Consider the following 7,901-nt stretch of genomic DNA (forward strand, 5'->3'; position numbering starts at 1 on the left):
GACCTGGAGCGGTCGTGGTGTCCGGCGACCTCGACGTGCTGGACGAACTCCTGGAATCGTGCGTTGCCGACGGCATCAGGGCTCGCCGCCTGCCGGTGAACTACGCGGCGCACTCCGTCCAGGTCGAGGCGATCCGCGAGCAGTTGCTCGCCGACCTGGCCGACATCGTGCCGCGCAGCGCGGAGATTCCGTTCTATTCCACGGTGACCGGTGAGCCGGTCGACACCGTGGACGCCGACTACTGGTACCGTAACCTCCGCGAGCCGGTGCGCTTCGACCTGGCCATCCGCAAGCTCACCGCCGACGGCCATGGCCTGTTTCTGGAGGTCAGCCCGCACCCGGTGCTGGTGCCCGCGATGGACGCCTTCGCCACCGGAACGCTGCGCCGCGACCACGGCGGCCTTGCCGAGTTCCTCGCCGCGGCAGGACGGCTGTTCGTCGCCGGAGTGGACGTCGACTGGTCGCCGGCGTTACCCGGCAGGCCGCCCCGGGTGGACCTGCCCACGTACGCCTTCGAACGCGAGCCCTACTGGGTGACGGCGACCCCGTCGGCACCTCGGGACAACTGGCGGTACGAGGTGAAGTGGGTCCCGACGACCGGCGTGTCGGCCCCGGTGGACCCGGCCCGGTGGCTGGTACTGGCCACGACAGAACATCCGTGGGTGGAGGCTCTGCGCGAGCAGGGCTTCCCGGTGACCGACACCTTGGACGGTCGGTCCGAGGCGGACGGCGTGCTGTCGTTGCTGGCGCTGGAGGAGGAACCGCACCCCGACCACCCGGCGGTCCCGATGGGCCTGGCGCGCACGCTGGACCTGATGCGGAAGCTGGACATCCCGCTGTGGTGCGCGACGCGCGGCGCCGTGAGCACGTCGAGCACCGACCCGCTCACCAGCCCGGCGCAGGCTCTGGTGTGGGGTACCGGCGCGTCTGCGGCGCTGGAGTTCCCGCAACGCTGGGGCGGCCTGGTCGACCTCCCTGCCGTGCCCGACGAGGTGAGCGTGCGCCGGCTGCTCGGCGTGCTCGCCGGGACGGGCGAGGACCACGTGGCGATCCGCACCACCGGACAGTTCGTCAAACGCCTGCGCCGTAAGGGTTCCGGCGGTATCGCACGGCCCTGGCGGCCGCAGGGGACAGTGCTGGTCACCGGCGGCACCGGGGCGCTCGGCGGACACGTGGCCCGCCGACTCGCCCGGCTCGGCGCGGAACACATCGTCCTGGCCAGCCGAAGCGGCCTCGACGCGCCCGGCGTGACCGACCTGCGCGACGAGCTGGCGGCAACCGGTGCGCGGGTGACCGTGGCGGCGTGCGACGTGGCCGACCGCGAGGCCCTGCGCGACCTGGTGCACCGCATCGGCGACATCCGCGCGGTCTTCCACACCGCCGGGGAGATCAGGGCGACCAGGTTGGCCGATACGACGTTGGCGGAGTTCGCCGAGGTCATCACGGCCAAGGTCGCCGGCGCGACGAACCTGGCAGAACTGCTGCCGGATCTCGACACCTTCGTGCTGTTCTCCTCCACAGCGGGGGTGTGGGGCGACGGCCATGGCGCGGCGTACGCCGCGGGCAACGCGTTCCTGGACGCCCTGGCCGCCCAGCACCGCGCCCAGGGCCGGGCCACGACGTCCGTGGCGTGGGGAATCTGGGCCGAAGGCGGCATGGCCGCCCTGGAATCCGTGCAGCGGCAACGTACTCTGCTGGGTCTTGGCGAGCTGAGTCCGCACCGGGCACTCGACGAGCTCCAGGACGTACTCGACCACGACGACGCACTCGCGATCGTCACCGAGGTCGAGTGGACCGAGTTCGCCCGCGCCTACACCCACGCCCGGCCGAGCCGGTTGCTCCGTGACCTCCCCGAGGCGCAGATCCAGCCTCGGACACCCGAACCCCGCATCGTCGGCCGGACCGACCTGCTGGAGGTGATCACCACCCACGTGGCCGCGGTGCTGGGACACGCCGCCCCGGAAAAGCTCGACCCCAAGCAGGCGTTCAAGGACCTGGGCTTCGACTCGCTGACGGCGGTGGAACTGCGCAACCGCCTCACCGCCGCGCTGGGCGTGAAGCTGCCCCCGACCCTCGTCTTCGACCACCCCACACTGGCACGGCTGGCCGCACACCTGTCCGGCGAGCGGGCCACGCCGGAAATCCCGGTCGCGACCGCGACGGACGAGCCGATCGCGGTCATCGGCATGGGCTGCCGCTTTCCCGGTGGCGTCAGGTCCCCTGAGGGCCTGTGGCGACTGGTCGTAGCCGGCGTGGACGCGATCGGCGACTTCCCGACCGACCGAGGCTGGGATATCGACCGCCTGTACGACCCGACCGCGAGCCGCCCGCGCACCTCACGCACATCCAAGGGCGGGTTCCTTGACAACGCCGGTGACTTCGATGCGGCGTTCTTCGGCATCTCCCCCCGAGAAGCACTCGCAATGGACCCGCAGCAACGAATCCTGCTGGAAACCGCGTGGGAGACCATTGAGTACGCCGGCATCGACCCGACCTCTCTGGAGGACACGCAGACAGGCGTGTTCACCGGAATCTGGTCGACGGGCTACGCGGCCGGACCGATCCCGGACGACCTGGAGGGCTATCAGGTCACCGGCACGGCGACGAGCGCGGGGTCCGGCCGGCTGGCTTACCAGCTGGGCCTGCTCGGCTCAGCGCTGTCCTTGGACACCGGCTGCTCGTCGTCCCTGGTGGCCCTGCACCTGGCCGCTCGGGCGCTTCGCTCCGGAGAGTGCTCCCTGGCCCTGGCCGGCGGCGTCACCATCAACGCGGCACCTACGCTGTTCACCGAGATGTCCCGGCAGGGGGCGAGCGCGCCGGACGGCAGAAGCAAAGCCTTCGCAGCCGCGGCCGACGGCGCAGGCTGGTCCGAGGGCGCCGGTCTGGTCCTGCTGGAGCGCCTGTCCGACGCCCACCGCAACGGTCACGAGGTGCTGGCGGTGGTCCGAGGCTCAGCCACCAACCAGGACGGTGCCTCCAACGGCCTGACCGCGCCGAACGGCCCTTCCCAGGAACGCGTCATCCGCGAGGCTTTGGCGAACGCCGGCCTTGACCCGTCCGATGTGGACGCCATTGAAGCCCATGGCACCGGCACAGCGCTCGGCGACCCCATCGAAGCCCAGGCCCTGCTGGCCACCTACGGCCGCGCCGGGCGGGTCAAGCCGGTGTGGCTCGGGTCGGTCAAGTCCAATATCGGGCACACCCAGGCCGCCGCCGGCGCGGCGGGCCTGATCAAGATGGTCATGGCGATGCGTCATGGCCGGTTGCCTCAGACCCTGCACGTCGACGAGCCCACACCACATGTCGACTGGGAGTCCGGCGCGGTCCGTCTGCTCACCGAACCGGTCGCCTGGCCGGAGACCGGGCGGCCGCGACGTGCCGCCGTCTCTGCCTTTGGCATCAGCGGCACCAATGCTCATGTGATTGTCGAACAACCCGCCGAGGTGCGTTCTGTCGCTGAATCATCCTCCCCGGGTCCTGCGGACGATCACATCATCTGGCCGCTGTCTGCGAAGTCGGATGCGGCGCTGCGCGCCCAGGCGCGCCGGCTGCGCGCGTTCGTCGCCGAGCATCCCGAGGTGAGTCCGGCGGCGATCGGGAGCGCCTTGGCCGCTCGGACCCGGTTCGATCACCGCGCGGTGGTGGTCGGCGCTGTCACCGGCCTTGACGCCCTGGCCGAGGGCGGTGCGGCGCCGAGCCTGGTCACCGGGACCGCCGGCCCGCTGGGCAAGACGGTGTTCGTCTTCCCCGGGCAGGGGGCGCAGTGGGTCGGCATGGGCCGCCGGCTGTACATGACCGAGCCGGTGTTCCGCGCTGCCATCGATGCCTGCGGGACGGCGTTGGCGCCGTACACGGACTGGTCGCTGGTCGAGGCGCTGACCAGCGGCTCGCTGGACCGGGTCGACGTGGTGCAGCCCGCGCTCTTCGCCATGATGATCGCGTTGGCGGAACTGTGGCGAGCCCACGGGGTCGAGCCGGACGCCGTGGTCGGGCACTCGCAGGGCGAGATCGCGGCGGCTCACCTCGCGGGGGCCCTGTCGCTGGACGATGCCGCCCGCGTGGTCGCGTTGCGCAGCAAGGCCTTGGTCGCTCTGGCCGGACACGGCGGGATGGTCTCGGTCACGCTGTCCGCCGACCAGGCAGTCGGCTACCTGAGCCCCTGGGGCGACCGGATCACGATCGCGGTGGTCAACTCGGCCACCACCGTCGTCGTGTCCGGCGAACCACAAGCCCTGGACGAGCTGCTGGAATCCTGCGCCAGGGACAGCATACGCGCCCGCGCCATCCCCGTCGACTACGCGGCGCACTCGGCACAGGTCGAGGCGATCCGCGAGCAGCTGCTCACCGACCTCGCGGGCATTCGGCCGCGGCCGGCGGTGATCCCGTTCTACTCCACGGTCACCGGTGAGCCGGTCGACACCGTGGACGCCGAGTACTGGTACCGAAACCTGCGGGAACCGGTGCGGTTCGATCTGGCCACCGCCAAGCTGACCGAGGATGGCCACGAGGTGTTCGTGGAGGTCAGCCCGCACCCGGTGCTGGTGCCCGACCTGGACGGCGTGGCCACCGGAACGCTGCGCCGCGACCACGGCGCCATCGAGGACTTCCGCGTCGCCCTGGCCCGCCTGCACGTCCAGGGCGTCGCAACAACCTGGCCACAGTACGGTTCACGCAAAGTAAGGCTGCCGTCCTACGCCTTCCAGCACACGACGTACTGGCTGACTCCCACAACCGGCGACCACGGCAGTGGGCATCCGCTGCTGGGCACCTCCGTCGAGTTGCCGGACCAAGGCGTCGTGCGCAGCGGCCGGATCTCCACCCGCACCCACCCATGGCTGGCCGACCATGCCGTCAACGGGACGGTCCTGCTACCGGGTACCGCCTTCCTGGAACTCGCCACCTCGGCCGGTGGGACGCTGGACGATCTCGTCCTGCACCTGCCTCTCCCGCTGTCGGACACGCCGACGAACATCCAGGTTTCGGTCGGCGCACCGGACGAAGCCGGCCACCGCCCGGTCACGGTGCACTCGAAGGGCGACGAAGGCTGGGTCCACCACGCGTCCGGGACCCTTGGCGGCCGGGTGACAGCCGGACGTTTCAGCTGGCCGCCACGGAACGCCGAACCTGTGGACCCGGAAGGGTTCTACGCCTTCCTTGCCGGCCTCGGCTACGCATACGGACCGGCGTTCCGAGGTGTGCAGGCACTATGGCGAGGCGACGACGAGCTGTTCGCCGAGGTGTCCGTCCCCGACGGCGCCCAGTTCGGCATCCATCCGGCACTCCTGGACGCCGCACTGCAGCCGCTCATCCTGCTCAGTCCGGACGCCCGGGTCCGGCTGCCGTTCTCCTTCTCGGGCGTCGCCGTGCACGCGACCGGCGTGTCTTCCGCCCGGGTCCATCTGTCCCGCAAGGGAACCGACACCTACCGTGCGACGCTCACCGACCTGTCCGGCAACCCGGTCGCGGACATCACCACGCTGACCGTCCGTCCGGCGGCCGAGTCCCGGACCGCGGTGCTGCACACCGAGTGGGTGCCCCTCACCGCGAGCGCGCCGATCGACGTGGTGGCGAGCCCGGTGTTCACCGCGAACGAGGACGCGGACGCCGTACACGTACTCACCCAGCAGGCCTGCGAGCTGGTCCAGGATTTCCTTGCGAAGCAGCCGGAGCAGGCGGTGTCCCGCCTTGCCGTCCTGACCAGTGGCGTGGCGGGCGCGGCTGTGCGCGGGCTGGTCCGGAGCGCCGCAGCCGAGCACCCGGGCCGATTCGTGCTGGTCGATATCGGGGACGCGTCCGAGGAACAGGCCGTCCAAGCCGCCATGGTGGCCGGTGACGAACCCGAGCTGGCCCTCCGGGACAACACGATTCTCGTGCCACGGCAGGCGAAGTACGTCCCGGAGCTGATCGCACCCGATGGCGCGTACCGGCTGAGCGAGTCCGGCACCGGAAGCCTGGACGACCTGGCCTTGGTCACCTACCCGGAGACTCCGCTGGAGCCGGGCCAGGTACGCGTCGCCGTGCGCGCGGCGGGCCTGAACTTCCGGGACGTGCTGATCGCGCTGGGCATGTACCCGGACCAGGCGCTGCTGGGCGGTGAAGGCGCGGGCACGGTCGTCGAGGTCGGCCCCGGTGTTCCGGCGTTGCGGCCGGGCGACCGGGTCATGGGAATGATCCCCGGTGTGATCGGGCCGCGCGCGGTAGCCGATCACCGGTTGCTGGCAACCATTCCGGACGGCTGGAGCTTCACCAGGGCCGCGTCGGTGCCGATCGCGTTCATGACCGCCTGGTACGGGCTCTTCGACCTGGGCGGGCTGCGCCCCGGCGAGCGGGTTTTGATCCACTCCGGCGCGGGTGGAGTCGGGATGGCGGCCATCCAGCTCGCCCTCAACAGCGGCGCGGAGGTGTTCGCCACCGCGAGCCCGGCGAAGTGGGACACCCTGCGGCGCCTTGGATTGCCGGACGACCATATCGGGTCGTCCCGCAGCACGCAGTTCGCGGACCGGTTCCCGGCCATGGACGTGGTCCTCAACTCGCTGGCGGGAGAGCTGACCGATGCCTCCCTACGGCTGCTCGCCGACGACGGCCGGTTCGTGGAGATGGGCAAGACGGATGTCCGCTCGCCCGAGGGCGTGACCTACCGGGCGTTCGACCTCAACGAGGTGGACCCGGTGCGGCTGGGCGGAATTCTCGCCGAGGTCGTGGCGATGTCCGCCGACGGGTCCTTGGCGCCACTGCCGGTCACCGCAGCGGATCTCCGTCAGGCTGTCGGCTCGTTCCGGCTGATGAGCCAAGCCGGCCACACCGGCAAGGTCGTGCTCAACATTCCCAAGCCGATCGACCCGGACGGCACCGTGCTGATCACCGGCGGCACCGGCACCCTCGGCCAGGCCGTCGCCCGGCACCTGGTGTCCCGTTACGGGGTACGGCATCTGCTGCTCGTCAGCCGCGGTGGCGGTGCGGCGCCGGAGTTGGACGCGGACGTGAACGTGAACGTCGCGGCCTGTGACGTCGCGGACCGGGAAGCCGTGGCGGAGCTGCTGGACGGGATCCCGCCGGCACACCCGCTGACCGCCGTGATCCACGCGGCCGGCGTGCTGGACGACACGGTCGTGGAACGGTTGACCGCCGAGCAGCTCGACCGTGTGCTGCGCCCCAAGGTCGATGGCGCGTGGCACCTGCACGAGCTGACCCGCGAGCACGACCTCGCTGCGTTCGTGCTGTTCTCCGCGGCGGCGGGCGTGCTCGGCAACGCCGGCCAGGCCGGCTACGCCGCCGCGAATTCCTACCTCGACGCCCTGGCGGAGTTCCGGCAGTCCCTCGGTCTGCCGGCGGTTTCGATGGCTTGGGGCTACTGGGCGCAGGAGAGCGGTATGACCGCCCACCTCACTGTGACCGACCGCGAACGCCTCGCCCGCAAAGGAATCCGACCGCTCAGCACGGACCGTGCGCTGGCCATGTTCGACACCGCATTGGCCAGCGGACGTCCGACGCTGACCACCGCCGACCTCTCGATACCCGCGGCCCTGCCGTCGCCGAAGACTCCCGGATCGGACCTGCTGGGGCTCATCACCACCCACACCGCCACCGTGCTCGGCCACGCCGAAGCCGCCGCGATCACGCCGAGGCAGACCTTCCGCGACCTCGGCTTCGACTCGTTGACCGCCGTGGAGCTGCGCAACCGCCTCGCCGCCGACATCGGACTGCGGCTGCCCGCGACGCTGGTCTTCGACCATCCGACCCCGGCCGAACTGGCGGAGCATCTGACAGCTGAGCTTTCCGGGGTACGCGGGGAGGTCGCTGTGTCCGTGCCGGCTGTGTCGGCTGGTGACGATCCGGTTGTCATTGTGGGTATGGGTTGTCGGCTGCCTGGGGGTGTGGCGTCGCCGGATGATCTGTGGCGG

General features: G+C 70.9%; 1 protein-coding gene. It reads left to right on the forward strand.

Going from position 1 to position 7,901, the window contains the following annotated elements; translation table 11 throughout:
• Window positions 1–14 precede the first annotated feature (14 nt).
• Window positions 15–7,901: SDR family NAD(P)-dependent oxidoreductase (locus VIW71_RS04105; RefSeq protein ID WP_331620564.1), on the forward strand; the 7,887-nt coding region annotated here is incomplete at its 3' end.

Source organism: Streptomyces sp. (assembly GCF_036524955.1).
Lineage (GTDB): Bacteria > Actinomycetota > Actinomycetes > Streptomycetales > Streptomycetaceae > Actinacidiphila.